The organism is Alloalcanivorax gelatiniphagus, from assembly GCF_005938655.1.
Classification (GTDB): Bacteria; Pseudomonadota; Gammaproteobacteria; order Pseudomonadales; family Alcanivoracaceae; genus Alloalcanivorax; species Alloalcanivorax gelatiniphagus.
In genome coordinates, this window is the sequence record NZ_VCQT01000018.1 from 16464 (window position 1) to 42801 (window position 26338).

Annotated in this window: 22 protein-coding genes and 4 CRISPR repeat arrays (1 of these 26 running past the window's edge); of the genes, 17 read left to right on the forward strand and 5 right to left on the reverse strand. The window is 61.7% G+C overall.

The genetic code is table 11. From position 1 onward, the window contains the following. Nucleotides 1-2279: a CRISPR direct-repeat array (repeat unit 29 nt; unit sequence GTGTTCCCCACAGGCGTGGGGATAAACCG) (it extends 1289 nt beyond the left edge of the window). 79 nt (nt 2280-2358) lie between these two features. From FGS76_RS03695 to FGS76_RS03705, 3 genes are all read left to right on the forward strand, one after another. Then, entirely contained in the window at nt 2359-2619 is a 261-nt protein-coding gene (locus FGS76_RS03695) for an AbrB/MazE/SpoVT family DNA-binding domain-containing protein (protein ID WP_138771283.1), read from the forward strand. Nucleotides 2620-2742: 123 nt separating this feature from the next. Continuing rightward, nucleotides 2743-3006: an antitoxin gene (locus FGS76_RS03700; RefSeq protein ID WP_138771284.1), complete on the forward strand. Its 264-nt coding sequence runs from the start codon at nt 2743-2745 to the stop codon at nt 3004-3006. A gap of 4 nt (nt 3007-3010) precedes the next feature. Further along, nucleotides 3011-3403: a type II toxin-antitoxin system VapC family toxin gene (locus tag FGS76_RS03705; RefSeq protein WP_205717169.1), complete on the forward strand. Its 393-nt coding sequence runs from the start codon at nt 3011-3013 to the stop codon at nt 3401-3403. A 284-nt stretch (nt 3404-3687) separates the two neighbouring features. After that, a CRISPR array of direct repeats spans nt 3688-4021; the repeat unit is 29 nt; unit sequence GTGTTCCCCACAGGTGTGGGGATAAACCG. 57 nt (nt 4022-4078) lie between these two features. On the opposite strand, the gene FGS76_RS03710 is transcribed toward FGS76_RS03705, so the two are convergent. Then, nucleotides 4079-5332, reverse strand: a complete 1254-nt coding sequence (locus FGS76_RS03710) for an IS256 family transposase (RefSeq protein WP_138771286.1) — start codon at nt 5330-5332, stop codon at nt 4079-4081. A gap of 114 nt (nt 5333-5446) precedes the next feature. Continuing rightward, a CRISPR array of direct repeats spans nt 5447-7429; the repeat unit is 29 nt; unit sequence GTGTTCCCCACAGGTGTGGGGATAAACCG. Nucleotides 7430-7932: 503 nt separating this feature from the next. Here FGS76_RS03710 and cas3 point away from each other — a divergent pair. The 11 genes from cas3 (at nt 7933) to FGS76_RS03770 (ending at nt 20466) form a co-directional block, all read left to right on the forward strand. After that, on the forward strand, nt 7933-10614 hold the full coding sequence (gene cas3 / locus FGS76_RS03720) for a CRISPR-associated helicase Cas3' (protein ID WP_138771287.1): 2682 nt from the start codon (nt 7933-7935) through the stop codon (nt 10612-10614). 38 nt (nt 10615-10652) lie between these two features. After that, on the forward strand, nt 10653-12338 hold the full coding sequence (gene casA, locus FGS76_RS03725) for a type I-E CRISPR-associated protein Cse1/CasA (RefSeq protein ID WP_138771288.1): 1686 nt from the start codon (nt 10653-10655) through the stop codon (nt 12336-12338). Next, complete coding sequence (casB, locus tag FGS76_RS03730; protein WP_138771289.1) at nt 12335-12994, forward strand: type I-E CRISPR-associated protein Cse2/CasB; 660 nt, start codon at nt 12335-12337, stop codon at nt 12992-12994. Before casA ends, casB begins: the two co-directional genes overlap by 4 nt. Nucleotides 12995-13022: 28 nt before the next feature. Further along, nucleotides 13023-14090, forward strand: coding sequence for a type I-E CRISPR-associated protein Cas7/Cse4/CasC (gene cas7e / locus FGS76_RS03735; protein ID WP_138771290.1), 1068 nt, complete (start codon nt 13023-13025; stop codon nt 14088-14090). Nucleotides 14091-14098: 8 nt separating this feature from the next. Continuing rightward, a complete protein-coding gene (gene cas5e / locus FGS76_RS03740) occupies nt 14099-14842 on the forward strand; it encodes a type I-E CRISPR-associated protein Cas5/CasD (protein WP_138771291.1) in 744 nt (247 codons plus the stop codon). Next, nucleotides 14842-15540: a type I-E CRISPR-associated protein Cas6/Cse3/CasE gene (gene cas6e / locus FGS76_RS03745; RefSeq protein ID WP_138771292.1), complete on the forward strand. Its 699-nt coding sequence runs from the start codon at nt 14842-14844 to the stop codon at nt 15538-15540. Before cas5e ends, cas6e begins: the two co-directional genes overlap by 1 nt. Before the next feature lie 2 nt (nt 15541-15542). Further along, on the forward strand, nt 15543-16466 hold the full coding sequence (gene cas1e / locus FGS76_RS03750; protein ID WP_138771293.1) for a type I-E CRISPR-associated endonuclease Cas1e: 924 nt from the start codon (nt 15543-15545) through the stop codon (nt 16464-16466). After that, nucleotides 16463-16777 (forward strand): type I-E CRISPR-associated endoribonuclease Cas2e, encoded by a 315-nt coding sequence (gene cas2e, locus FGS76_RS03755; RefSeq protein WP_138771294.1) that lies wholly within the window; start codon nt 16463-16465, stop codon nt 16775-16777. Before cas1e ends, cas2e begins: the two co-directional genes overlap by 4 nt. Nucleotides 16778-16883: 106 nt before the next feature. Beyond that, nucleotides 16884-17696 carry a hypothetical protein gene (locus FGS76_RS03760; RefSeq protein ID WP_138771295.1) on the forward strand — a complete coding sequence of 271 codons (813 nt, stop codon included), beginning with the start codon at nt 16884-16886 and terminating at the stop codon, nt 17694-17696. Between the two features lie 428 nt (nt 17697-18124). Beyond that, nucleotides 18125-19435: direct repeats of the CRISPR family, unit length 29 nt; unit sequence GGGTTCCCCACACGTGTGGGGATAAACCG. A 224-nt stretch (nt 19436-19659) separates the two neighbouring features. Beyond that, complete coding sequence (locus FGS76_RS03765; protein ID WP_138771296.1) at nt 19660-19935, forward strand: hypothetical protein; 276 nt, start codon at nt 19660-19662, stop codon at nt 19933-19935. Between the two features lie 120 nt (nt 19936-20055). Further along, nucleotides 20056-20466, forward strand: coding sequence for a J517_1871 family lipoprotein (locus FGS76_RS03770; RefSeq protein ID WP_138771297.1), 411 nt, complete (start codon nt 20056-20058; stop codon nt 20464-20466). 81 nt (nt 20467-20547) lie between these two features. Here the strand turns inward: FGS76_RS03770 and FGS76_RS03775 are convergent, their stop codons facing one another. The 4 genes from FGS76_RS03775 to FGS76_RS03790 all read right to left on the reverse strand — a co-directional run bounded on the left by FGS76_RS03775 (nt 20548) and on the right by FGS76_RS03790 (nt 24876). Next, a complete protein-coding gene (locus FGS76_RS03775; RefSeq protein ID WP_138771298.1) occupies nt 20548-20961 on the reverse strand; it encodes a hypothetical protein in 414 nt (137 codons plus the stop codon). Nucleotides 20962-21294: 333 nt separating this feature from the next. After that, nucleotides 21295-21645, reverse strand: coding sequence for a helix-turn-helix domain-containing protein (locus FGS76_RS03780; RefSeq protein WP_138771299.1), 351 nt, complete (start codon nt 21643-21645; stop codon nt 21295-21297). Nucleotides 21646-21709: 64 nt separating this feature from the next. Next, entirely contained in the window at nt 21710-22804 is a 1095-nt protein-coding gene (locus FGS76_RS03785) for an NAD(P)/FAD-dependent oxidoreductase (protein ID WP_138771300.1), read from the reverse strand. Beyond that, entirely contained in the window at nt 22804-24876 is a 2073-nt protein-coding gene (locus FGS76_RS03790) for an LTA synthase family protein (RefSeq protein ID WP_240692404.1), read from the reverse strand. Before FGS76_RS03790 ends, FGS76_RS03785 begins: the two co-directional genes overlap by 1 nt. Nucleotides 24877-25006: 130 nt before the next feature. Between FGS76_RS03790 and FGS76_RS03795 the strand changes: the two genes are divergently transcribed. Genes FGS76_RS03795 through FGS76_RS03805 form a run of 3 tightly spaced genes read left to right on the forward strand, consistent with a single transcriptional unit; the run spans nt 25007 to nt 26277 of the window. Next, entirely contained in the window at nt 25007-25549 is a 543-nt protein-coding gene (locus FGS76_RS03795) for a DUF2244 domain-containing protein (protein WP_170214390.1), read from the forward strand. A gap of 43 nt (nt 25550-25592) precedes the next feature. Beyond that, nucleotides 25593-25937: an antibiotic biosynthesis monooxygenase family protein gene (locus FGS76_RS03800; protein ID WP_138771302.1), complete on the forward strand. Its 345-nt coding sequence runs from the start codon at nt 25593-25595 to the stop codon at nt 25935-25937. After that, the gene (locus FGS76_RS03805) at nt 25927-26277 is read left to right on the forward strand and encodes a hypothetical protein (RefSeq protein ID WP_205717170.1); all 351 of its coding nucleotides are present in this window, start codon (nt 25927-25929) and stop codon (nt 26275-26277) included. The genes FGS76_RS03800 and FGS76_RS03805 overlap by 11 nt, the downstream gene beginning before the upstream one ends. The last annotated feature ends 61 nt before the right edge of the window (nt 26278-26338 follow it).

Sequence of the window (26338 nt, forward strand, 5' to 3'; positions counted from 1 at the left end):
CACAGGCGTGGGGATAAACCGGCCGTGGATGTGTTCAACATGGATGACAGTTTGTGTTCCCCACAGGCGTGGGGATAAACCGCAGGCGCCCCAGGTGGCGGTGCCGGAGGCTCTGTGTTCCCCACAGGCGTGGGGATAAACCGCGGCGCAAGAGTGATGGATGACTATTGCGCGAGTGTTCCCCACAGGCGTGGGGATAAACCGTCCCGGCCCGTGTACTACCGTGGGATCCGTGAGTGTTCCCCACAGGCGTGGGGATAAACCGACGGTTGATCATGGCACGCGGAGCCGTTCGGGGTGTTCCCCACAGGCGTGGGGATAAACCGTTGAGCGAGCGGAACGCTCGCAGGATTCCGAGGTGTTCCCCACAGGCGTGGGGATAAACCGGTTTCATGTTGGGGCGGCGCGTTTGCGCAGTTGTGTTCCCCACAGGCGTGGGGATAAACCGACGATGGCCAAGAGGCCGTAGGCCGGCCAGCTGTGTTCCCCACAGGCGTGGGGATAAACCGGCTGAAGAGGTTGCTATCGGCGACATCCCGGAGTGTTCCCCACAGGCGTGGGGATAAACCGTCTTCAAGCGGCTGCCGGAGAAGCGGAAATTTGTGTTCCCCACAGGCGTGGGGATAAACCGTCAATGCCGATCATCTTATTACGTTAACGCATGTGTTCCCCACAGGCGTGGGGATAAACCGGGTCTGCCTTACATGGAAATGCGGCTGTACCGGTGTTCCCCACAGGCGTGGGGATAAACCGGGGCAGCCGGAGAAGCTGGCCGGCACAGGGCAGTGTTCCCCACAGGCGTGGGGATAAACCGTCGAGAAGGCCGCCAGCGAGCCCAAGATGCGCGTGTTCCCCACAGGCGTGGGGATAAACCGTTCCAGACCGAACGCTATGGCGATCAGCCGTAGTGTTCCCCACAGGCGTGGGGATAAACCGCGCCGGGGATTTCCCCGGACACCTCTGATTATGTGTTCCCCACAGGCGTGGGGATAAACCGAAAACGGAAAAGGCCACCAAGGATTAACAATGGTGTTCCCCACAGGCGTGGGGATAAACCGCTCGCGGGGACAAACATCCAGATGCTGCCGGAGTGTTCCCCACAGGCGTGGGGATAAACCGTTGCCCATATCATTCCTCCCTGCCGCTCTGGGGTGTTCCCCACAGGCGTGGGGATAAACCGCTGTTCGGCCAGCGGAACAGTGCGCAATACGTGTGTTCCCCACAGGCGTGGGGATAAACCGCCTGACCAGCAATGGCCGGGCCTGTACAACCGCGTGTTCCCCACAGGCGTGGGGATAAACCGTAAATGCACCCAACGGGCAATTCTGAAAAATAGTGTTCCCCACAGGCGTGGGGATAAACCGGCCTGGAGGTGGCCCGGGCGCAAACCGGGGAAGTGTTCCCCACAGGCGTGGGGATAAACCGGGGTTGTGTTTGAGTGGGAATGCAGCTGCGAGGTGTTCCCCACAGGCGTGGGGATAAACCGCACACAACGGCGGATCGAACGGCGCCGCGACCGTGTTCCCCACAGGCGTGGGGATAAACCGGCCAAGTACGCGCCACTGGAAAAGATCAACGAGTGTTCCCCACAGGCGTGGGGATAAACCGTGCACGACTGCCTGCAATGTTTCTCCGAAGATGTGTTCCCCACAGGCGTGGGGATAAACCGGCTGCCCTACATGGAAATGCGACTTTACCGGGGTGTTCCCCACAGGCGTGGGGATAAACCGGTCGTTCGTCAGGATCACCATGGCCTTGCAACGTGTTCCCCACAGGCGTGGGGATAAACCGGCTCCGATCCTACCGGCGAATAGGGCCGATCCGTGTTCCCCACAGGCGTGGGGATAAACCGAGAAAAGTGCCGGCTGGCATTCTCTGAGCACGGTGTTCCCCACAGGCGTGGGGATAAACCGTTCTTTGGGAAGAATTTGGAGGTTACGTCAATGTGTTCCCCACAGGCGTGGGGATAAACCGCTATCGAGTGAATCTCGTCATACCCAAGACCAGTGTTCCCCACAGGCGTGGGGATAAACCGTAGGCCTAGAAATCGCAGACCTGACCGGATTAGTGTTCCCCACAGGCGTGGGGATAAACCGTGGCGGTGGCGGGCGAAGTCCATACCGAACACGTGTTCCCCACAGGCGTGGGGATAAACCGTGCCCATGCGTTGATCGAATCGGCGCTGGTTTGTGTTCCCCACAGGCGTGGGGATAAACCGGCGGGTGGAACCGGGCAACGCCCAGTTCACCGGTGTTCCCCACAGGCGCGGAGACAAACTCCGGATGCTGTAAAACATCCATGGATATACATTAAGGATGAATTTCGGATTATCTAGATTGCTCTTTGTTGGGTGGAGGAATGTTCATGGTTACGCGAACGAAACTGGTGCGGTTGGGCAACAGCCGCGCTGTGAGAATCCCCAAAGCGGTTCTGGATCAGGTGGGTATGACGCTTGGCGACGTGGAAATCGAAGTGCGCGGTCGGGAGCTGGTGATTCGCCCGGTGGCGGCGATGACGTTGAGTGAAATGCTTAAAACCTTCAGCCCTGGAGATACGGCTCTCACCGCCGAGGACCGCGACTGGCTTGATGCCCCCCGGGCGGGAAACGAGATGCTGTAGTCGTGGCGTATGCCCCTTTGGCAAGCAGTTGGCGGTCGATCATTGCCGTTCCCCGGATGGCTTGCATTAACCCGGGGAAGTTGAGATATTACATGGTATATACCATCTGTGTGGGAGCTACCCATGACCGATACGGCGAAAGTATTCATGAGCGGTCGGAGCCAGGCGGTGCGCCTGCCGGCTGAGTACCGCTTCACCGAGAAGGAGGTTTTCATCCGTCGGGACCCTGTTACCGGGGATATCGTGCTGAGTACACGTCCGGAAAGCTGGGCCGGCTTTCTGGAAGTCCAGGCGCGGACGGATGTGCCCGATGATTTTCTGGGCCCGGATGAGCGTGAGGCGCCCGATGCGCATCGGGACCCTCTCGAAGGGATTGATCGTGGCTAGATTCATGCTCGATACCAACATCGTGAGTCATCTGCTTCGCGGTCACCCGGCTGTCGTCACGGCGGTCACGGCCACCGCAATAGGGGAAATCTGTATATCCGCCGTCACTGAAGGCGAGCTTCGATTCGGACTTGCGCGCCGACCTGAAGCGACACACCTTGCGAATCTGGTCCGTGAATTTTTGGCCCGGGTCTCGGTCGAGCCATGGAACTCCGACGTGGCGCAGCGATACGGTACCTTAAGAGCCGAGAACCAGGCCCGCGGGGTATCCCTCTCCGCCCTGGACATGATGATCGCCGGGCACGCCTATTCGCTAGGCTTGGTGTTGGTCACATCAGACAGTGCCTTCACCCATGTACAGGGTCTGAGCGTGGAGAATTGGGCCGTCAATCCCTGATCGGCGGCATCCTGTCCGACCCGCGGCTTTCAACCCGCTGCCGCGTCCCCCTGAATATCAAGTTTTCAATAACCCGCCAGTGATTCTCCAATCGAGTACACGACGGTTCCCCCTCATGCTGAAGCGGACAGCAAGCACCGCGGACCGTTCGCCTGGCTGGTCGCTTAGGTACCGTGTCTGAACTGGTAAAGTGCCCCTGTTTTTTTGGTTGTTTTTTGATCTTTTTGTTTGGTGGAAAATGGGACTCCGATTTTCCTCTTTTTAATCAATAAGATACATTTAGAGTGTTCCCCACAGGTGTGGGGATAAACCGTTCTGGCTATGGGGGATCGGATCACTCGGTACGTGTTCCCCACAGGTGTGGGGATAAACCGCGTTCGGAGTCTGGTTTTCCGGGGCCATTGGCGTGTTCCCCACAGGTGTGGGGATAAACCGCTCACGTTGGACCACCCGCTGGTTATTTCCAGGTGTTCCCCACAGGTGTGGGGATAAACCGCACACTTAATCGCGGTCTCGTCATCCATCACAGTGTTCCCCACAGGTGTGGGGATAAACCGCTCCGCGCCCTGTGGGATGAACGGCTGGCGGCGTGTTCCCCACAGGTGTGGGGATAAACCGCGGCTGGAGTCAGGCATCAAAATGGTGGGAGTTATTGTCAAATCTGGTGTATGACCATCAGGCAGCGTTCCTGTCAGATTGATCTTCCACCTCTATTCCATCCTGAAACTGTACGTTGTCCACGACCAGCTTCAGTTGGTCGAACCCCTTGATCCGCTTCCAGCGCTTTTGGGCGGACTGGAGCAGTTTGAACACCATCGATAACGTGGTGTCGCGGTTGCCGCAAGAGCGGCTTCGCTTGGTTCTCAGTCGCACTGTGGCGAAGGTGGATTCAATCGGATTGGTCGTCCGTAAGTGAATCCAGTGAATCGCCGGAAAATCGTAGAAGGCCAGCAGCTCGTCACGATCCTTCTCCAGGTTTTCCATGGCCTTTGGGTACTTGTCCCGAAACCGCCTCAAGGTGCTATCGAACGCCTTGTGAGCGCTGTCTCTTGTCTCGGCCAGATAGATCTCGTGCAGTGCCGATTTCACCTTTGGCTGCACGGACTTGGGCAGTTTGTCCAGCACGTTAGCCGTCTTGTGGACCCAGCACCGCTGGTGCCGGGTGTCCGGAAACACCTTGCTCAGGGCCTTCCAGAAGCCCAGTGCGCCGTCGCCAACAGCTAGCTTGGGCGAAGGCTCCAGGCCTCTTTCCCGTATGTCCGTGAGCAGCTCTCGCCAGCTGGCTTCGGACTCCCGGTGGCCGTCCTCGACCGCAACCAGCTCCTTGTGGCCGTGCTCGGTCACGCCAATGATCACCAGCAGGCAGAGCCGGTCATCCAGGCGGACGTTGCTGTACACGCCGTCCGCCCACCAGTAGACGTAACGCTTCTGGCTCAGGTCTCGTCGCTGCCAGTCCTTGTGCTCATCAAGCCACTTCGCCTTGAGCCGAGACACTGTGTTGGCCGACAGGCCATTGGCTTGTTCACCAACCAGCGCACTCAGGGCCTCCTGGAAATCACCGGAGGAAACACCTCGCAGGTAGAGCCAGGGAATCAGTTCCTCCAGGCTCCGGGCGCGCTTCAGGTAGGGTGGCAGCAGGTGGCTGTTGAAGCGAATGCCAGAGCCACTGCGGTCCCGGACCTTGGGAACCTGGACTTCTACGTCGCCGACGCCTGTCTGAACAGCGCGTTTGGGAAGGTGCCCATTGCGCACCACAGCACGGCGGCCATCCGGCGTCTTGACGTCCGCGTACTGCTTCAACAGGCTCTCCAGCTCCGTCTCAACGGCCTGTGCGATCAGATCCCGGGCACCCTGCCGGATCAACTCGTGCAACGGGTCGTTGCTGGCTACCTCTGGTTGTGAAAGAGCATGCAGGTTAGACTTGGGCATGGCGTATCATTCCTCTGTTGGTTGTGATCTTGGCGGAGATCAACCAACAGGATACGCCACCCCTTCAGCCTGCTTCCATACACCAGAAATCACCATAACTCAAATGGTGGCGATGTGTTCCCCACAGGTGTGGGGATAAACCGGCGCCGTCGTACAGCAATCCGCACCTGCCGGAGTGTTCCCCACAGGTGTGGGGATAAACCGGTGCGGGCTACCCAGGTATCACTGGCCGACGCGTGTTCCCCACAGGTGTGGGGATAAACCGAAAATCTACGAGGACTACGAGAGCGCCTACGGGTGTTCCCCACAGGTGTGGGGATAAACCGCGGGAGATGGAGCGGTACTTTATCGGCGACTACGTGTTCCCCACAGGTGTGGGGATAAACCGCAGGCTGACAACCTCGAACAGGCGTTCCACGCGTGTTCCCCACAGGTGTGGGGATAAACCGGTAACGACATTTTGTCGCAGCATTGGCGGCACGTGTTCCCCACAGGTGTGGGGATAAACCGATCTTCCAGCGTGTCCGCGAGTCCGAGGAAGAGTGTTCCCCACAGGTGTGGGGATAAACCGCAGGTGCTTGCCGGCGTGGCCCTGCTGATCCGGTGTTCCCCACAGGTGTGGGGATAAACCGCGACCATGTGGACCCGCTTCCCGGTGACCGGGGTGTTCCCCACAGGTGTGGGGATAAACCGCACCCCCATATCGCCACGGACAGCCGGGAGGTGTGTTCCCCACAGGTGTGGGGATAAACCGGGCTCCTGGGTCTGGGCGCTGGGTAGAGGGGCGTGTTCCCCACAGGTGTGGGGATAAACCGGCGTTCGCTGAGGTGCGCGTCACCGAGTGCCGGTGTTCCCCACAGGTGTGGGGATAAACCGGTGCCGGCGGCGACGACACCTGGGGATTCCCTGTGTTCCCCACAGGTGTGGGGATAAACCGCACTCCTTTATGCTGCTCACTCATCGCCCAGGGTGTTCCCCACAGGTGTGGGGATAAACCGGACGTCGATCAGTTCTCCCTCGTTCATCAGCAGTGTTCCCCACAGGTGTGGGGATAAACCGCGTCAACTGGCATGATCTACCGTGTGCAGCACGTGTTCCCCACAGGTGTGGGGATAAACCGGGCTGTTTCCATATGGTGGGCGAGATCAACGCGTGTTCCCCACAGGTGTGGGGATAAACCGTGCTTTCCTCGCCCCACCCAATGGCGCGGCCCGTGTTCCCCACAGGTGTGGGGATAAACCGTAGGGGTGCTGCGGGTAGCCGTAGTCCAGCCAGTGTTCCCCACAGGTGTGGGGATAAACCGCCTACGCCAGAGACGCCAACAGCCGGGAGATAGTGTTCCCCACAGGTGTGGGGATAAACCGGGATTCTTGCAGGCGATCAAAGCGGGGATCCTGTGTTCCCCACAGGTGTGGGGATAAACCGGGTGCGGTAATGGCCGACGAGATCGGCTTGGAGTGTTCCCCACAGGTGTGGGGATAAACCGCTGAACCTGAACGGCTACGACGACTGGTACCTGTGTTCCCCACAGGTGTGGGGATAAACCGTGTTCCCGCGTTTCCGTCTGGTGCCGGGCCAGGTGTTCCCCACAGGTGTGGGGATAAACCGCTGGGAGGCTGGATCCTGATGGGCACACTCACGTGTTCCCCACAGGTGTGGGGATAAACCGCTGCCGCTCGAACACTTCAGCGCGGCGGAGTTGTGTTCCCCACAGGTGTGGGGATAAACCGCCGTCGGCGTTCGCGGCGCCGGACGACGTGGAGTGTTCCCCACAGGTGTGGGGATAAACCGGAAAGGATTTGTTGGGTGACCGCGCGGAACTGGTGTTCCCCACAGGTGTGGGGATAAACCGGAAATGGCTAGACGGATTAACCCGGAACACTGGTGTTCCCCACAGGTGTGGGGATAAACCGCTGCTGGCCGAGTGGCTGGGCACGTTCGAGCGGTGTTCCCCACAGGTGTGGGGATAAACCGCAGATGGAGCGCATCTCCGGCCCGCTGTCCAACGTGTTCCCCACAGGTGTGGGGATAAACCGAGATCGGCGCGGTTATCCACGCCCTTGCCGGCGTGTTCCCCACAGGCGTGGGGATAAGCCGCTCATTGGCCAGCAGAAGAGGACAGCCTGGCGGTGTTCCCCACGGCCGTGTGGTGGCCACCAATGAGCATGATGTGGTAATTCAGGCCGCGTGGCCCTTATAGCTCATCGCGTTCATGGGGTGACTCCTGCTTGTTCAAGAAATGCCCGAGCATCAGGGACCTGATACGGTTTGGCGTCCGGGCCTAGGAGCGCGGAATATAGCCTTCAGGGTACTTTGCCGTCTGCGGTCATGGTGTCAGATTTTAATACCGAAAAAGGGGGAGGATGGTAAACCGGTCCCGCATACGGTCTGATTCGTCCCTGCCGCCCGTATGGGCGTGGCGCCAGGGTCAACGGTGCTCTGTTGTGATCTGCGTCACAGGGCGCTAGATTGTGAGCTTGGCGACGTTGCCTGGGGCGATGTCGTCAATGGTTCCGCGTGATGGGCCGAAGAGCCCAGTGATAAAAAACCTCGCCGTTGGACAAAGCGGCTAAAAGAGGCAAAAGGGATTTGTGATCGGGATGCACGCTACTGATTGGCCGGCTTGTTTTTTGTATTGGGGTAAAGCTCGGCCGGCTTCCGCTGAGGGCGCGGCCTACCATCTGCTGCCGTTCCATAGTCTGGACGTGGCGGCCGTGGGTTGGCACCTGTTGGCGCCGGAGCGTCCCTTGGCCCGGCTGCTGGCCCGGCGCCTTGATCTTCCTCCACCGATATTACGCTCTCTGCTGGTGTTCTTCCTGGGGCTGCACGACTTGGGCAAGTTCGCCCGTGCTTTCCAGGGGCTGGTTTCCATGGGGTCTCTGGTCCCGCCGTTAAGGTCCTGCCAATACACCGAACGCCACGATCGTCTGGGCGCCTTGCTATGGTCCGAGGCGGGCATTCCCTGGCTGAGGGATGGCACCCTGGGCTTTCCAAAACAATCCTTCGACGGTGATCAGCGCAACACCCTGAGCGCCACGCTGGGCGTCTTGACCAGCGTGGTGTTCGGGCACCATGGCAAGCCGGTGGCGCGGAATGGCTTGCGAATGCAGTCTTTCTTCGGTGCGGATCAGCACGCCGATGACCTTCAGGCGGCGAGGGCCTTTGTGGCCGAATGGGCGGCTCTGATGGCGGTGCCCTGGCCGGTGGAGCAATTAACCTCGGCGCAATGGGCCGCATCGCTGCGTGGGTTGAGTTGGACGCTCGCTGGCTGGGCGGTCCTCAGCGATTGGCTCGGTTCCAATCAGACCTATTTCGAATACGTTGACGAACCCGACCCCTTGAAAGCGTACTGGCCGGCGGCGCTTGAAAAGGCGGAACAGGCTCTGTCCGCCACCGGGTTCGGTCACACGCTGGAGCCCAGGCCGTATACCGGCCTGAGCACCTGGTTCAAGGGTAAGGCGGTAACGCCCACGCCCCTTCAAAGCGCGGTGGAAGCGCTTGAGCTTCAGGCCGGGCCACAGCTTTTTATTCTTGAAGACGTGACCGGGGCCGGCAAAACCGAAGCCGCCTGTATTCTGGCTCAGCGGCTGCTGTATGCCGGGGAGGCGGAAGGGCTGTATTTCGCTTTGCCCACCATGGCCACTTCCAACGCCATGTACTCCCGCCTGGGCGCCATGCATCGTCGCTTTTACACGGAGGAGGGCGCGCCATCCTTCGTGCTGGCCCACGGGGCCCGCGACTTGAATGAGGACTTCGCCCGTTCGCTGGTCGGTGACCAGCCCGGCGACCGGAATTATCGCGCCGATGAAGCCAGCGCGTCGGCGCAGTGCAACCATTGGCTGGCGGACTCGCGCAAGAAAGCGCTGTTGGCGGACGTGGCGGTGGGCACCATCGACCAGGCACTGATGGGCGTGCTGCCGTTTCGTCACCAATCGCTGCGGCTGTATGGGTTGGCGCGCAAGGTGCTTATCGTCGATGAAGTCCATGCCTACGACGTTTATACCCGGTCGCTTCTGGTGGCCTTGCTGGCTCACCACGCCAGACAGGGCGGCAGCGCCATCTTGCTGACCGCGACTCTGCCTCTGGGCCAGCGCCAGGCGCTGGTAAATGCCTGGCGCCAGGCGTTGAACGCCGCCCCGATATCGTTGCAAGAGACGGAGTTTCCTTTGCTAACCCGCACCGGCGGCGATCCGTCCGTTCTGGAACAGCCGGTGCAAGCGAGACCGGCAAGCCGCCGATCCGTGGCGGTGGATTGGCTTGAGGATGAAGATCAGGCGGTGGAGACACTGCTCAATGCCGTATCCGAGGGGCGGTCCGTGGCCTGGGTACGGAACACGGTGGATGACGCCATCCGGGCTTATCAAACGGTACGGGACCGTCACCCCGAGCCGGATCGCTGCGTCCTGTTCCACAGCCGTTTCGCCATGGCGGACCGCCAGGAAATTGAGTCCAGGGTGCTGTCGGCGCTTGGCAAGGACTCGGAACCGCAGGCGCGCAGGGGCCAGGTGCTGATCGCCACTCAGGTCTTCCAGGAGAGCCTGGACTGCGATGTGGATGTGATGATCAGCGACCTGGCGCCGGTGGATTTGCTGATACAGCGGGCCGGCCGCCTGCAGCGCCATGACCGTGGTGAGCGCCCGCTGCCACGCCTCTGGGTGCTGGCGCCGCCATGGGATGAGCGGCCCGGCGTCAGCTGGCTGCGGGACGCCTTGCCAGGCACCTCCTTCGTGTACCCCGACGTGGCGATAAGCTGGCTGACTCAGAAAGTGCTCCGCGAGCGCGGCGGCATCCATCTGCCCGATGACGCCCGTGTGTTACTGGAGGGTGTCTACGGCGTATCCGAAGAAACCCTGCCCGAGGGGCTGCGCGACGTGCACCTCCAGCAGGAGGGCGAGGATCAGGGCAGGATCTCCATGGCGCGCTACAACCTGTTGGACCTGGCCGCCGGTTACGTGGGCGATGACCAACCCTGGCTGGACGACCACCAGGAAATCGGCACCCGGCTCAGCGACGAGCCCACCGTGAATGTGGTGCTACTGAAAAGGGAGGCCGAAGGCGGGATCGTGTTATGGGCTCAAGGCGAGCGCCATGCCGCCATGCTCAGCCAGCTTCGCCTGCGCGAAAGCCAGGCACGCAAGCTGCCGGAGCTGGCTGGGGCCGATCTGGCCGCCTGGGAAGAATTGCAGGGCCGGTACAAAGCACTGAAATACACCCGACCCTGGCTGCCCGAGGCGGACGCGGCGGTACGCTACGATCCGGCGCTCGGGTGTTTGTTGGGGTAGACGGCGATAGTCGCTGAACGGAGGGAATCGAGATAAGTATGAACTTGCTAAAGGAAGACTGGCTGCCGTTCAGGACGCGAAATGGTCAAACGCGATACGCACCACCTACGGCGATATCCGATCCGGACATCGTCGATCTGGGCCTGCCGCGTGCTGACTTCCAGGGCGCGGCCTACCAATGGCTGATTGGCCTGCTGCAGACCGCCTTGCCCCCCAAACACCACGTTGATTGGTTGGAAGGTCTGACACAACCGCCGGATCAGAAAGCGCTGGAGGAGGCTTTTGCCCCTTTTCTGCAGGCCTTTGAATTGGACGGCGATGGCCCGCGTTTTATGCAGGATCTGGACCCGCTGGACGACGCCAAGCCCTCGCCGGTGGCCGGGTTGCTGATCGACGCGCCGGGTGCCAACGGCATCAAGAACAATACCGACTTCTTCGTGAAGCGGGGTGGTACCGAGGTGATGTGCCCGGATTGCGCGGCCATGGCCTTGTTCACCATGCAGATCAATGCGCCGTCCGGCGGCGCTGGTTACCGCGTCGGCCTGCGGGGTGGCGGCCCCCTGACCACGCTGGTTCTTCCCGAGGCGGGCGACGCCAGTCTTTGGCAGCGGCTGTGGCTGAACGTGATGTCCGGGTCGGTGTTCGACCGTGATGGGCTGGCCTTTGCGGCGCCCTCGGCGGAGGATGCCACTCTATTCCCTTGGGTGGCGCCCACGCGGGAAAGCAAAGCCAAGAACACCGAGGTATTCCCGGAGCACATGCATCCGTTGCATCCGTATTGGGCGATGCCGAGGCGCTTTCGCCTGATTGTGGAAAACCAGCCCTGCCGCTGCGATCTGTGTGGCCGTGAGGCGCCGCAAAGCGTGCGCGAGGTAAAGGCGAAGAATTACGGCGCCAACTATGCCGGGCCCTGGCTGCACCCGCTCACCCCCTATCGCACGGACCCGAAGAAACCCCAGGAGCCGCCGTTGTCCAGCAAGGGCCAGCCCGGGGGCATCGGTTACCGCAACTGGTCTTATCTGGTGCTGCCGGATCCGACCAATACCGGTGCGCTGCCGGCGGCGGTGGTCCGTGATTTTCTCGACGCCAAATATCAGACCAGTACGAATGAAAGGGCCTGGGGAGAGGACGTGGAAGCGCTTCTAAGGCGGCCCCGGCTGTGGGTGTTCGGTTACGACATGGACAACATGAAAGCCCGCTGCTGGTACGGCACGGAAATGCCGTTGGTGGTACTGCCGGAGGCCCTCCAGGACGTCTTCCGCGAGGCGGTGCAGCATTTCTCCGACCTCACCCGTCAGGTGGTCTGGTACACGCGCACCCAGATCAAAAACGCCTGGTTCGAGCGCCCCGGCGATGCCAAGGGCGACACCTCCTACCTGGAAGCGCAGCTTTATGAGAACACCGAGGGCGCTTTCTTCCAGGCGCTGGAGAGCATCAAGGCAGTGTTGATCGAGCACGGTGAAACAGCCGACCTGAGCGCGCCCGCCGACGCCTGGTTCCGGGCCCTGCGCGCCGCCTCGCTGGCACTGTTCGAAGACCAGGTGCTCACCGCCGCTCAGGAGGCGCTCAATTGGCCGCGCGTGGTGTCGGCAAGGAGCCGCCTGCTGGCTTTCCTGAGCGGGCAGGGCAAGGGCGCCAAACCGATTACGCAGTTCGCCCGCCAATACCATGTTCCTCTGACGCGGAGCGAACGCGACAACCCTGAGCGGAAGGAAACGGCATGAGCGATACGGAGCTTGAAAACGCACAGAAGAAAGACGCGCGGATTGAGCGCTGTCACGTTCTCTCCGGCCACGAAGCATGGGCGGTGCGTGACTGGTGGCAGCGGCTGACCCTGTCCCCCGAAATGCTCAAGAAACTCGGTTCCCGTCCAGGCTGGTCAAAAGGTGTGCGCGCCGAATTACGCCGCTGCGACCGCCCGGAAGCCGCGCTGCTCACCGAGGGCTTTCGGCATCTCTGGGATGGGCTGGGCCGTGACGAAATCGCAAAGGATGCCCTATACGTCTGGGCCGGGGTCGCCATGGTCCTGGCGGAACTAAAGGGCGAGCAGGCTGGCGTCAGCTTAGCGACCAAAGCGGGTAAAGCCAAAGGTGATGCCAAGAAACAAGGTGATAGCAAGCAACCACGCATGAGCGAATTGCGCTTTCAGCAACTGATGGAATGCCATTCATTCGAAGAACTGCTGATGCGGCTCCGGCGGGCATTGGCGCTGGTGGATAAAGAGGGCGTCAGCGCGGTGTCCCTGGCCGATGACATTCTTCAATGGTGGAAAGAAAACGAGAGCCCCTGGCGCCCCGAGCGGCCCACGCAGGGGGTGGCGTTCCGCTGGGCCAACGACTATTTCCGTCAGGTGGCGGGTTACCGCTCGAACAACGACTGAATTCACTGATTATAAATAGGGGTGTGTCATGACTCATTTTATTCAAGTGCATCTGCTGACGTCCTACCCGCCGGCCAACCTCAACCGGGATGACCTGGGGCGCCCGAAGACGGCGATGATGGGGGGCAGAAAGCGGCTGCGGGTTTCCTCGCAAAGCCTCAAGCGTACCTGGCGTACTTCCGCGCTGTTTGAGGAGGCGCTGGGGCGGCATTGCGGTACGCGCACCAAGAAAGTGGGTTTGATCGCTGTGGAGGCGCTTCTCGCCCAGGGCGTTGAAGAGAAGAAAGCCAATGAATGGGCGCTGGAAATCGCCAAAGTGTTCGGGGATGTGGAAAAAGGCAAGCTGGAGACCAGCCAGCTCGTGCATGTCGGTCCGGAGGAACTTGCGGCGGTAAAGGCATTGGCGACCACGCTTGCCGAAGAGAAGCGCGCTCCAGAAAAATCGGAATTGGACGCCTTGCGTCATCATACCAGCGCCGTGGACGTGGCCTTGTTTGGTCGTATGCTGGCGGCGTCACCGGCTTTCAACGTGGATGCTTCCTGCCAGGTGGCGCACGCCATCACCGTGCACGCCGCCGAAGTCGAGGACGACTATTTCACCGCCGTGGACGACCTGAATACCGGTGAGGAGCACCGTGGCGCCGCTCATGTTGGTGATGCCGGCTTTGGCGCGGGGTTGTTTTACTCCTATGTCTGCATCGATCGCCATCTGCTCGAGGAAAACCTGGATGGGGATCGGGAACTGGCGGACCGCGCCATTGCCGCTCTGCTGGAAGCCGCCGTACGCACTTCCCCCAAAGGCAAGCAGAACAGCTTTGGTTCCCGCGCCCACGCCAGCTACGTGCTGGTGGAAGCCGGTGATCAGCAGCCCCGCTCCCTGTCGGTGTCCTTCCTGAAGCCGGTGAGCGGTGACAATCAGGCGCTGGACGCCATTCAGCGCCTCGAACGCCAGGTGAGTGCTTTCGACGGTGCCTACGGCGCCGGCGCCGACCGCCGCTTCGTACTGTCCGCCGAGCCGGACTACCCGGGCGCGCCGGAGGGCATGAAGTCCGGTGACCTCGGTTCGCTGATCGAGTTTCTGAAAGCGGATCGCTAGGGGGCGCCATGAGCCAGTATCTTGTGTTCCGCCTGTATGCGCCGCTGGCCAGCTGGGGCGAAGCGGCGGTGGGCGAGACGCGTCCCTCGGGTACCTGCCCGGGCCGTGGCGCCTTGCTGGGCCTGCTGGGCGCCGCCCTTGGGCTGCGCCGTGACGACGCGGAGGGGCAGGCAGCTTTGTTTGGCGGCTTTCGCGTGGCGGTGAAGCAATATCGTGCCGGTACCTTGCTGAGCGATTACCACACTGCCCAGGTGCCCGCCTCACAATCGAGAGTCCGTTATCGCACTCGCCGTGACGAACTCAACGCGCCTCAAAAGGTGATTCATACCATTCTCTCCAGCCGCCAGTATCGCTGCGACGGGCTGTGGACGGTGGCGGTACGGGCGACTCCGGCGGCGCGGCAGGACCTGGCGGTTCTCCGTGAGGCCCTGTTCAAACCCGTGTTTCCCCTGTACCTCGGCCGCCGGGCCTGCCCGCTGGCGGCGCCATTGGCGCCGGAGGTGATCGAGCGTGAGACCTTGAAGGCGGCCCTTGATCACGAGTTCGAGCCATTGATGTCCGGCCAGCAGAGCTGGCTACGGCCCGACGCTGCCTGCCTCTATGTGTGGGAGGGGACGGCCACCGACCTGGACGGTGACGACCGGCACGTCGAAAGCAACGATGTGTGGGATGACCCGCTCAACCGCGACCGCTGGCAGTTCGGCCCGCGCAAGGCATTTCGGCGATACCAATACGCCCGGGAGGTGGCTTGATGCATCTCTCTCGCGTTCGTGTTGATCTCAATGGCCTTGGCCGCAATGAGCTGTTCGCGGTCATGGGCGGTGAGCCTTACGGCACCCACCAACTGCTCTGGCGATTGTTTCCCGATTACAGCGGCCCGCGGCCTTTTCTTTTCCGCCAGGAAATCGAGGACGGCGCCGACGGCGAAGGGCGCTGCAAGGGGTTACCGTTGTTTTATCTGCTTTCCGAACAAACCCCGGTGGCGGTGCCCGGTCTGTTGGCGGTGGAAAGCAAACCGTTCGCGCCACGCCTGGACGCGGGGGAGACCCTGGCGTTTCGATTACGCGCCAACCCCACCGTGGCGCGCCGGGTCGACGGCCAGAAGCACTCCGTTCGCAGCGATGTTCTGATGCATGCCAAAGCGGCGTTCGCACCGGATCAGCGCGCCAGCCAGGAATGCAAGGACGCCATGGACGCCGCCGCGCGGCAGTGGTTGGCCGGGCAGGGCGAAAAGAATGGCTTCGTCCTCCGGGCGGAGCCGGAGGTCAGCGGCTATCGCCAACACAGCCTGGGGCGCAGAAGGCAGGGTAAGCCGATTCAGTTCTCCGGCGTGGATTACAGCGGCACGCTGGAGGTGACCGATGCACAGGCCTTCATGGCGTCGTTGGCGCAGGGCCTGGGCCGTTCCAAGGCGTTCGGCTTCGGCATGATGATGATACGGCGTGCCTGACCATGGCCTTCGTGCCGCTCAAACCGATCCCGATCAAGGACCGTGTCTCCATGATGTTCGTTGCCTACGGTCGCATTGACGTAAAAGACGGCGCCTTCGTGGTGGTCGATGAGGTCAATGGCGAGCGCATGCACATTCCCGTGGGATCGGTGGCGTGCATCATGCTGGAGCCCGGTACCCGGGTCTCCCACGCGGCGGTAAAGCTGGCGGCGGTGACCGGCACTTTATTGATCTGGGTCGGCGAGGCAGGCGTGCGCCTGTACGCCAGTGGTCAACCCGGCGGCGCCCGCTCCGACAAGCTGCTCTATCAGGCGAAGCTCGCCCTGGATCCGGACCTGCGCCTCAAGGTCGTGCGCCGTATGTTCGAGCAGCGGTTTGGCGAACCGGCTCCGGAGCGGCGCAGCGTGGACCAGTTGCGTGGCATCGAGGGCGCCCGCGTGCGCAAAATCTACGAGCTGATGGCGAAACAACACGGGGTTGTCTGGAAGGGCCGCCGTTACGATCCAAAGGAATGGGACAAATCCGATTTGATCAACCAGTGCCTTAGTGCCGCCACCGCCTGCCTGTACGGTGTGACTGAGGCCGCGATTCTCGCCGCCGGGTATGCCCCGGCGGTCGGCTTTGTACACTCAGGGAAGCCGTTGTCGTTCGTGTACGACATAGCGGACCTGTTTAAGTTTGATACCGTGGTTCCCGTCGCCTTTCGCATCGCCGCCAGCAAACCCGTGGCACCAGACCGTGCGGTGCGCGTCGCCTGCCGCGATGTCTTCCGGCAGAGCAAGTTGCTCAAGCGAATTATACCGGCCATTGAGGACGTCCTCGCCGCCGGGGGTATTGAGCCCCCGCCACCGCCGGAAGACAGCCAGCCACCCGCCATTCCCGAACCGGAATCCCTTGCCGACAGCGGCCACCGGAGCCAGGGATGAGCATGTTGGTGGTGGTCACCGAGAATGTCCCGCCGCGATTGCGCGGGCGCCTTGCCGTCTGGCTGCTGGAGATCCGCGCCGGCGTCTACGTCGGCGATGTCAGCAAACGCATCCGTGAAATGATCTGGGAACAGGCCAAGGAATTGGTGGAGGAGGGCAATGTGGCGTTTTGCTGGGCCACCAACACCGAATCCGGTTTTGACTTCCAGACCTGTGGCGAGAACCGCCGTGTGCCCGTGGACCATGACGGCCTGCGGCTGGTCTCTTTTCTGCCCGTCGAAGACTCACCCACCTTGAATAAAGACAAGTAGAAATTTTTCTATTCCGGTCGGCAAAAATGACTGGAAGAAGGCATATATTGTGGACCGGGTTGCAGTCCGATCCTATGGTGGTCCCGCCAAAAGGAGGATATTAATAATGAAATGGGCTGTATTTTTTGTTCTGTCTTTTATGATGTTTGGTTGTGGAGGCGGGGGCTCCGGAGGTGGCGGAGGTTCCGAGTCCCCAGGTAATGGAAATCCGAGCCAGCCGGCGGATCTTGCCGGGCTTTGGCAGGGCGAAGTTAATGGTTATAGCTCCTCGCTCTTCATTGATACCGACGGCACCATGACCGGTAGCTGGCTTGATACTGATAATGTCGAATTCTATTCCGTGTATGGCAAAGTGCCCATGCGCGCGGAATCATCCGCTGACCTTCTTTTGTGCGAGCATCAGCGTGGGGAAGACGGTCAGCAACGGACGTTCGCGGCCGAAGGCGTTTGCCAGTCTGTCCAATGGAGCGCCTCGACGGTGGAAGGCCAGACCATACAGGGCTCGCTCGCGGGACAATCGGTTGAGTTCGCCTACGCCGGTGATACCGCCGAGCCGGTTACCCCGGTGTCCGGCTGCCGAAACATCAGCACCGAATACATAAGCCAGGGCGACTACTTGTCTTCAGACTCCATGACTCTGAACATTATGTCGGACGGCACGGTAACAGGGTCGCGCACGGAAAGAATGGACTATGACGCTCCACAGCCGGGCCCTGTGGTGCAGTGGGACATAGCCGGGGAAGTAGCATCCCACCATATCGATGGCGTCCAGCGGCTTGAGCTTTTTCTCATGTCCCAAACGGATGACGAGGAGATCATTGACGGCTTGATTTGGGAGGATCTGGTGTATTTTGTGAGCACCGATCATGGAAGCCCTTATCTGGTTTATCGTTATGGCGAGCATTCCAGTTGCCTCTGAGCAAATCGATTCCGGCCCGTTTCTGGCTCCGGAGTTAACGCCACGGTTTGTCAGCGGGACTCCGCGACCTCAGTCAGTGACAGCGTGAGATTTGGCCCTCTGCTTTATCCGCGGCGGCCCGCCTCCAGAGCGGGCCGCCGAGTCCGCCCTGGTTCTATCCGCAAGGCATAAACCTCAACGCGCCTCGGAACCTTTCCTCGGTCGACGACCGCGCTCCTTCCGGGTGGCTCCGCCGACCCGGCCAACCTGGCTGGTGTCCCTCGCCCTTGTCATCCAGCACAACCCTGGCCTGACGAAGTGATGGTTTTCTCGTGACGTCGTTTGAGCGGTTTCTGTAGTACCTAATCGAAGGCTGTTTTTTGATCAACTTGTTCGGTGGAAATTACCGGCCCGGTTTTCTTCTTTAAGATCAATGGGATACATTTAGAGGGTTCCCCACACGTGTGGGGATAAACCGTGAATGAAATTGCAGGAAACAGATTGATGGATGGGTTCCCCACACGTGTGGGGATAAACCGGTCATCCAGCATCACGTCCAGCGCCTCAGCGAGGGTTCCCCACACGTGTGGGGATAAACCGGGTGCTTGTGCTGATTCTTAGGTATTCGGCAGGGGTTCCCCACACGTGTGGGGATAAACCGGGGCAGGACGAATTGACAGAGGGCGAGGGCGAGGGTTCCCCACACGTGTGGGGATAAACCGGGCCCTCACCTTACGTACATGATGAAAAAGCCGGGTTCCCCACACGTGTGGGGATAAACCGGCGGCGGGCTGGTAATGGCGCTGGTCACCGACGGGTTCCCCACACGTGTGGGGATAAACCGGAGTGGACGAAGTTCAAGCCGAAGATGGTGCAGGGTTCCCCACACGTGTGGGGATAAACCGAGCAGAGGTAAAATAGTCGTGGCGCTTGCCACGGGTTCCCCACACGTGTGGGGATAAACCGGACGCCACCACCGGTTCTGGTGGTCGTCACAAGGGTTCCCCACACGTGTGGGGATAAACCGGACCGCGGAACGCCCGGCGCCCACCAATTCCAGGGTTCCCCACACGTGTGGGGATAAACCGGCCCGGTCGGCCTCCGGATGGGCCAACTTGCCGGGTTCCCCACACGTGTGGGGATAAACCTCAGTTGGCGAACAGGTTCGTGCGTTCGGCGGAGGGTTCCCCACACGTGTGGGGATAAACCGTCGATGTCGGTACCGGCAGATATTGCTCTGGCGGGTTCCCCACACGTGTGGGGATAAACCGTCGCCGCCGGCATCGACAAGCAGAAGAGGGCCGGGTTCCCCACACGTGTGGGGATAAACCGGACGCAGATAGGCGCGCGCCTCAAGCAAAGCGGGGTTCCCCACACGTGTGGGGATAAACCGTAGCAGGGCAGCAGACAAAGAACGCGGCGCAGGGGTTCCCCACACGTGTGGGGATAAACCGAGCACGGGCCGGGTGGACGGCATTGTGGCGACGGGTTCCCCACAGGCGTGGGGATAAACCGAAATCGCCGACCGTGTGACCGCCTACGGGAAGGTGTTCCCCACAGGCGTGGGGATAAACCGTGGAATTGGCCCAGGCCCAGCTACTCCGCGCACGTGTTCCCCACACGTGTGGGGATAAACCGCCGAGCAGGACCAGGAAGACTTTGGCCAGCTGGGGTTCCCCACACGTGTGGGGATAAGCCGTTCTTGTCGCCGGTCGCGGTGCTCTGCTCGCCGGGTTCCCCACAGGCGTGGGGATAAACGGGCATTGGGCTAGATCGCCAGACAGATAGAGGATGCATGTGGCGGGTAGAGCGGTTGGCTGGGCTTGCCGTACCCGGAACTGTGACAGCGAAGGAGAGCTATACCTGAAGCCCGTTAATCCGGGCCGACCAGAGCCAATCATCAGGATCAACGGCTGCTGTAGTGTGTGCGGGGGGTAATTGGCAGGTATGATCCGATGTAATAAAAACGACCCAGGAGGGCAAAATGAAATACGCCATCATTGGCTTTATTTTTCTTGTGTGGGGTGGCTCTGCCGGCGCCAGGACCCTGGAAGAAATTGGTATATGGAAGAACCCAAAAGGGGAGATGTATGTCCATGTCGCCAACGAGGGTGGCGGCAAAGCGACCATCAGCCTTTACGCCACTGACGAGCATAACGTGAACAAGGTCATGTTTTTTGGCAGTGCCGAAAAGTTCGACGATCTAATCACTTTGATTCGCAAAGCGCAGGAGCGCGCCGGAGAAATCAAGGGTGAGTAGGTTCCGAAAAACCGCAGCTCTAACAGGCGAACAGCATCAACAGCGCGGCCAAATACATGATCTCGGCTGCGCCGCCATTGCTCCGGTCATGCAATGGGCGATAGATCAGGGGGCGATATAATGAGGTTTGCACTTGGCATTTTACTAGCGGCGGCGCTGCTGTCCGGCTGTGCTACACCGCTGGATGACTTGCTGGAGGGCGGTTACTCAGAGGCGAAAGTTCAACCCGCGCCGGCTAGCCTGGTCGGCACATGGACGGGCAGCATGGGTTCCTATCTGGTGACCCTTGTGGTGGAACCCGATGGCACTGGCCGATATTGCCATTCTTGGAATGAGAAGAATGCGGTGTCGTTGCTCAAATATGATGGCGAGCGTCTGGTTTTCCAGGACGGTGCCAGGGCGGAACTGATTTCCGCCTCATCCGATAAACTGATACTCAAACCGAGTTACAAGCACGCGAAAGAGTCCGTATTAAGAGCGGACAGGTCACTGAGGGCGGCTTCTCTGTATTGTCGTAGCGCGTTGAGATAGCCGCTTTCCAGATTTTCTCTTTCGGTGCCGTTCAACCCCAGCGTTAAACGTATTGGTGCCAGGATGCGTTGGAAGGCCGGTTCAGCCTTCCATGCAGCCGTGGAAAATGCCGTCCTTGAATTCGTTGACTGCCCGTAGCTGAAGCTGCTCGCTGGAGAACCGGGGCACTTCCCAGGCCTTCATGGCAATGGCATTCAGCAAAGGCATCGATGAATCCTTGTTGAGCGTTTCCAGGGTGTCGGACAGGGCCATGCCGCTTTGCCGCGCCAGCATAACGGTTTCGCCAAACCGCTCCATAAGCTTGCACCGTTCCATCCGGGCCTTGAACTCGGACTCGGGTGCGGTTTCGGCCAGCGCGGGTGTACAGAAAAGCGCCGCCAAAAGGAGCAGGCTCTTGGCTTTGAGTATTTCTGGTCCGCTGGTTTTGCTCTGTTTTATCCCCAAGAAAGCCGAAATTACTTCAGAAGTGGTGGTCCAATCTTTTCTTCCGTGCATGATGCTTCCGTTTTTATAAGTTTGTTGTCATAACGATATCTATCACATATTTCACTTTCCGCTCAAATGTTCTTTTGCTGCAAGGTGGGTGATTCAGGGCTGGAGTGGGAAGGTGGTCGGTGGCGGTTCCGCCTTGCAGTCCCAGGACGGAAAAATCGGGGTGGTGGTTGCGTCCGTTGTTGAGGAATACAACAAGGGTTCGCTGATTTCGGAGACGTGCTTGAAGACAAAACGGTTGTGGAGTTCAGAAATATTGAAGTGGCCCAGAAGAATACCGGGTCCTTCAAGAACTCGGGCTTTTTTGTGTCCGGGCGCGGACAGTCGGCGGCGCGATCAGTTGATATCCAGCCAGTCCGCGCTGATGCCCAGGGCGTCGGCGATTTTTGCGCGGGTGGCGGCACGCGGCTTTTTCGCTTTTTCCTGTTGGGCGTAGGCGGCTTGGGTGATACCGATGCGTTCAGCGACCTGGAGCTGGGTCAGGCCGAGGTGCTTTCGCCAAGCGGCGGCCGGGGAAAGATCGTCCATCACCATCATGCCGACCACTTCATGCGGAATCAGATCTGAACCGGGGTGAGTGGCGACGTATTCGTCGTAGGGGATCACCACGAAGGCGGGTTTCCCGTCCGAGCCGTTGATGATTTGAACCTTGGTAGGTGCCTTGCGAGTCCATTTCACATCGTTCATCTGTCCTCCTGACAGATGGAAATATAAGTATTTTTATAAGACTAATCAAGGGCGGTGCGCGCGGTTACCCGGCCGCGATCCGCTCCGCCAACGCCAGGGCGGCGGTGAGGCCGGGGGATTCGATGCCGAGCAGGTTGGTCAGGCCTTCCAGGCCGTGGTGGCGGTGGTCCTGGATCAGGAAGTCCGGGTGGGGTTGGCCGTCGACCATGAGTTTGGGGCGCACGCCGGCGTAGTCCGGATGCAGGGCGCCTTCGGGGAGGGCTGGCCAGTAGCGGCGTACCGCGGTTTCGAAGTGGGCCTGGCGGGTGTCGTCGACGCGGTAGTCCGGGTGGTCCACCCATTCCACGTCCGGGCCGAAGCGGGCGCGGCCGGCCAGGTCCACGGTGAGGTGCACTCCCAGGCCGTGGGCTTCCGGGAGGGGGTAGATGAGCCGGTCCGTGGGGCTGGCGCCGGCGAGGCGGAAATAGTTGCCCTTGGCGAAGCGCTGGGTGGGGCGTTGGTCGTCGGGGAAGCCGTTCATTTGTTCGATCAGGGGCACGGCGCCCAGGCCGGCGGCGTTGATCAGGCGGTCGCTGCGCAGCTCGAAGGTGTCGCCGCCGGTGTCCACCCGCAGGTCGAAGCGGCCGGGGGCGCAGTCGATGTGGGTGACCCGGTGGCGGGGGCAGAGCAGGGCGCCGTGGTCCTCGGCGTCGCGGGCCAGGGCGGCCATCAGGCCGTGGCTGTCGACAATGCCGCTGTGGGCGGAGTGCAGGGCGGTGGCGGCGCGCAGCCAGGGTTCCTCCCGGGCCAGTTTGCCGCCGCTGATCAGGGTCAGGCCGGTGGCGCCGGCGGCGCTGGCGTTGTCCAGCAGTTGCGCCAGGGCGTCCTGTTGGTCCGGGCCGGCCACGATCAGCTTGCCGCAGCGGCGGTGGGGGATGTGGCGGGCGGCGCAGTACTGGTAAAGCAGGGCGTTGCCGCGCAGGCAGCTTTGTGCTTTGAGCGAGTCGGGCGGGTAGTAGAGCCCGGCGTGGATCACTTCGCTGTTGCGCGACGACAGGTGCTCGCCGAAGTGGGCTTCGTTTTCCAGCACCACCACCGGGTCGCCGGCCAGGGCCAGTGCGCGGGCCACCGCCAGGCCCACCACGCCGGCGCCGACCACCACGGTGCCGACCCGCTCCATCAGGGTTCCTGGTCGCCGGCCGGCGCATCCCGGCGGTCGCGGATGGCGTTGTCGTAGAACAGGTAGCGGGAGGTTTCGTAGAAGCCCCGGGCCAGATCGAACAGGTGCTGGAAGGTCTCCGGGTCCGCGTCGGAACGGTCCTGTTCCGGGTTGTCGCTGTAAAGCTTGTGCAGGCTGGCGTCCTCGCCGTCGTGGTTGAGCCGGGCCATGTGGTCGGCGGTGACCGCGCCGATCTGCGGGCGGGGGCCTTCGCGCAGCACCACGAAGGCGGTGCGGTCGCCTTCCGGGGCGGGTTGCTGGATGTCCCGGCCGAGGGTGGTGTTGTCGTATTCCAGGCCGATCAGGCCGGCCACCGTGGGCATCACGTCGATCAGGCTCACCGCCTCGTGGATGCGGCGCGGTTGCAGCAGCCCGGGGGCGTAGATCATGTGCGGCACATGGTGGCTTTCCAGGCGCAGTACCTCCTGGAAGCGTGGCATGTGCGGCAGGGTGGTGATGCGGTTGTTGTGGTCGCCGAAGAACACGAACAGGGTGTTGTCGAAGTAGTTGCTTTGGCGGGCCATGTCCATGAAGCGGCCCACGTTGTAGTCGAGCAGGCGCACGGCGTTGTACTGGGCGGCGTTCTTGAAGCCGTTGCCGTTCAGTTGCTCCTCGCTGAGGTCGTCGCGCACCTTAAAGTCGTCGTTGTCCGGCGGGATGGTAAAGGGCCGGTGGTTGCCGGCGGTCTGAATAAAGGCGAAGAACGGCTGGTCGTCGGGAATGGCGTCGAGGATGGCGTGGGATTCCTTGAACAGGGCCAGGTCGGAGATGCCCCATACATCCACGTTGGGGCTTTGCCAGTCGCCTTCCTCGTACAGTTCCAGGCCGTCGATGCTGCGGGTGAGCAGGCCTTTCAGGTTGGCCCAGCCGGCGTTGCCGCCAACCATGTAGAGCTTCCGGTAGCCGTCCAGTTGGTCGACGATCATGCGTTGGTGGCCGATCAGCGGGTTGCGGCTGGCGCTTTCCTCCGGGGCCACGTCCGGGATGCCGGTGAGGAACGCCCAGATGCTTTTGGCGGTGCCGGTGACCGGCACGTAGAAATGCTCGAAGAACCAGCCGCCTTCGGCGATACGGTCCAGGTTCGGGGTCGGGTCGAACGGGGTGCCGTAGGCGCCCACCCGGCTGGCGCCCAGGGACTCCAGCATTACCACCACGATATTGGGCGGCCGGGTGGTGTCCAGGCGGTGGGGCTGCACGGTGACGTGGCGGCGGTAGTTCAGGTCGCCACGGCGGTCGGCGGGCAGGTCCAGAAAGTCCGCCATCAGCGGGTAGTAGTGGCGCACCGCTTCCAGGTCGTAGGGCTCGGTCTCCAGCTGGCTGGTGTCGTAGAAGAACAGCACCGGGTTCAGGCCCAGGGCCGCGACCGCCTTGTCGCCGGACACGAAGGCATCACTCCAGCGCAGGGGCACCGGGTTTTCCCAGTTGATGTCGGTGGCCCGGCCCAGCAGCCCTAAGGTGAACAGCAGGAACACCACCACGCCCCCGGCCCACAGGGAACGGGTGCGGATCGGTGGCTTGTCGCGCAGCAGGAAGCGGGCGGCCAGGCCCGCGAACAGCCAGGTGATCAGCGCGCTGGCGGCCAGCCAGCCCAGGGTGATCCACACCACCGGGTAGCTTTCCCAGACCATTTGCGTGGACATGCGGGTGTCCTGCAGAAAGCGCAGGGCGGTGATGTTCAGCCGGTCGCCGAGGTACACGTAGTGGCCGAAATCCAGGATATAGGTGAGCAGCAGCAACAGGGTGGCCAGGCCCAGATAGACCAGCGCCAGGCCACGGGCCAGCGGCGAGCGGACCAGGTTGAAGCGCGGTAGCCAGGCCAGCACCGCCAGCGGCAACACCATCAGCAGGGCCAGCCGCAGATCGAAGCGCAGGCCCACACCCACCGCCTGCCAGATCTGGCCGGCGCTGACGGTGTCGCCCACTTCGGAGAAGAACAGATAGAAGGCGGCGCGCAGCAGCACCATCAGAATCCACAGCGTCGCCACGCAGGCGGCCAGAAAGCGAAGCCGGCGGGAATGCCACCATCCCATCATGCGCATGTCTCCAAGCAAGGGTCCGTATCTCGACAAGCCGCCCATGCTACCGGCTGGGCCCGGCGTCGTCATCGCGCGGCGATTTCCCATGTTGGCGCCGGGGGTGCGATCATGGGCGGTGCGAACCTGGATGCCGAGTCAATCCGATGCCGAGTCCATCATGGTGCTGAGCGAAACCCGGGCGGGAACCACGGTGATCACCCTCCGTCCCCATCTGTCCGCCGACTGGCGGCAGGTGAAGCGGTTCATGGCGCTGATCGCGGCGGTGGTGTTCGTGGTGGCCGCCGCCTGGAGCGCCGCCGGCATCTGGCTGGCGCTGCCGTTCGCCGGCCTGGAAGTGGGGCTGGTGTGTTTTTTGATGCACAGGGTCTGCTTCCGGCTCAGCTATCTGTACCAGCGCATCACCATCGAGCCGGAGCGGGTGCTGATCGAACAGGGCGTGCGCGGGCCGCCGCGCCGCCGCTGGGAACTGAGCCGGCCGGACGCCCATCTGCATGTGATACTGCCGGCTCGTTCCGTGGATCTGCCGCGTCTGATCCTGCGCGACGATGAGAGCGGTCTGGAGGTGGGCGCCTTCCTGCATGCGGAAGGGCGGGAACAGGCCCGCCGGGCGCTGCGCGGTGCCGGGCTGATGGAAACCTCGGACCGCTGGTGGGAGACCGCCGGGCCCTGAACGCCGCTCTTTTCAGTGCCGCTCTTCTAAGTAAGGAACCGCCATGAAATACATCTTCGAAGTCCGCATGAAACACGGCTACACCGTGGAGGAATACGCCGAGGCCTGGATCGAGGCCAGCCGCGTCATCCAGCAAACCCCCGGTGCCCGGGGTACCTACCTGCACCGCAAGATCGGCGAGCCGGACACCCTGCTGGCGATTGCCCATTGGGACTCCAAGGCCCACCGGGACGCCAAGGACGACAGCCGCAGCGCCCGGGTCAAGGCGATCCTGGAAAAACACGCGCGCACCTGCGAGATCACGCCGCTGGGTGAGTTCGAGGAGCCGGAATGGCGGGTGCCGCCCCAGCCGGGCAGCGGTAATGATGGGAGCGGTAATGATGTTTGACGGAGGCCGCCGCGCGGCGGTGGCAGCGTTGGCGTTGGCGGTAATGCTGACGCTGGCCGGCTGTGATTACCGCGACGCGCCCCAGGGGGCGCCGCTGCGGGCGCTGGCCGCCGAGCCGCAGACCTATCAGGGCAGCCTGGTGGCCACCAGCGGCGTGGTGCGGGGCTTTGACGATCCGGAGCATTACTGGATCGAGGATGAGGCCCTTAATCGGGTGGAGCTGGAACCGTTGGCGTTGGCCCGGGAGCACCTGGGTCAGCGGGTCCAGGTGGTGGGCACCTTCCATTACGATCCGGGCCAGGGGCGCTGGCTGGAGGTGCGAGACTTTAGTCCGCTTTGATCGCGGCTGAAGCCGCTCCTACAGTATGGGCTATCCCCTCTGTAGATACCGTCTCTCCTAT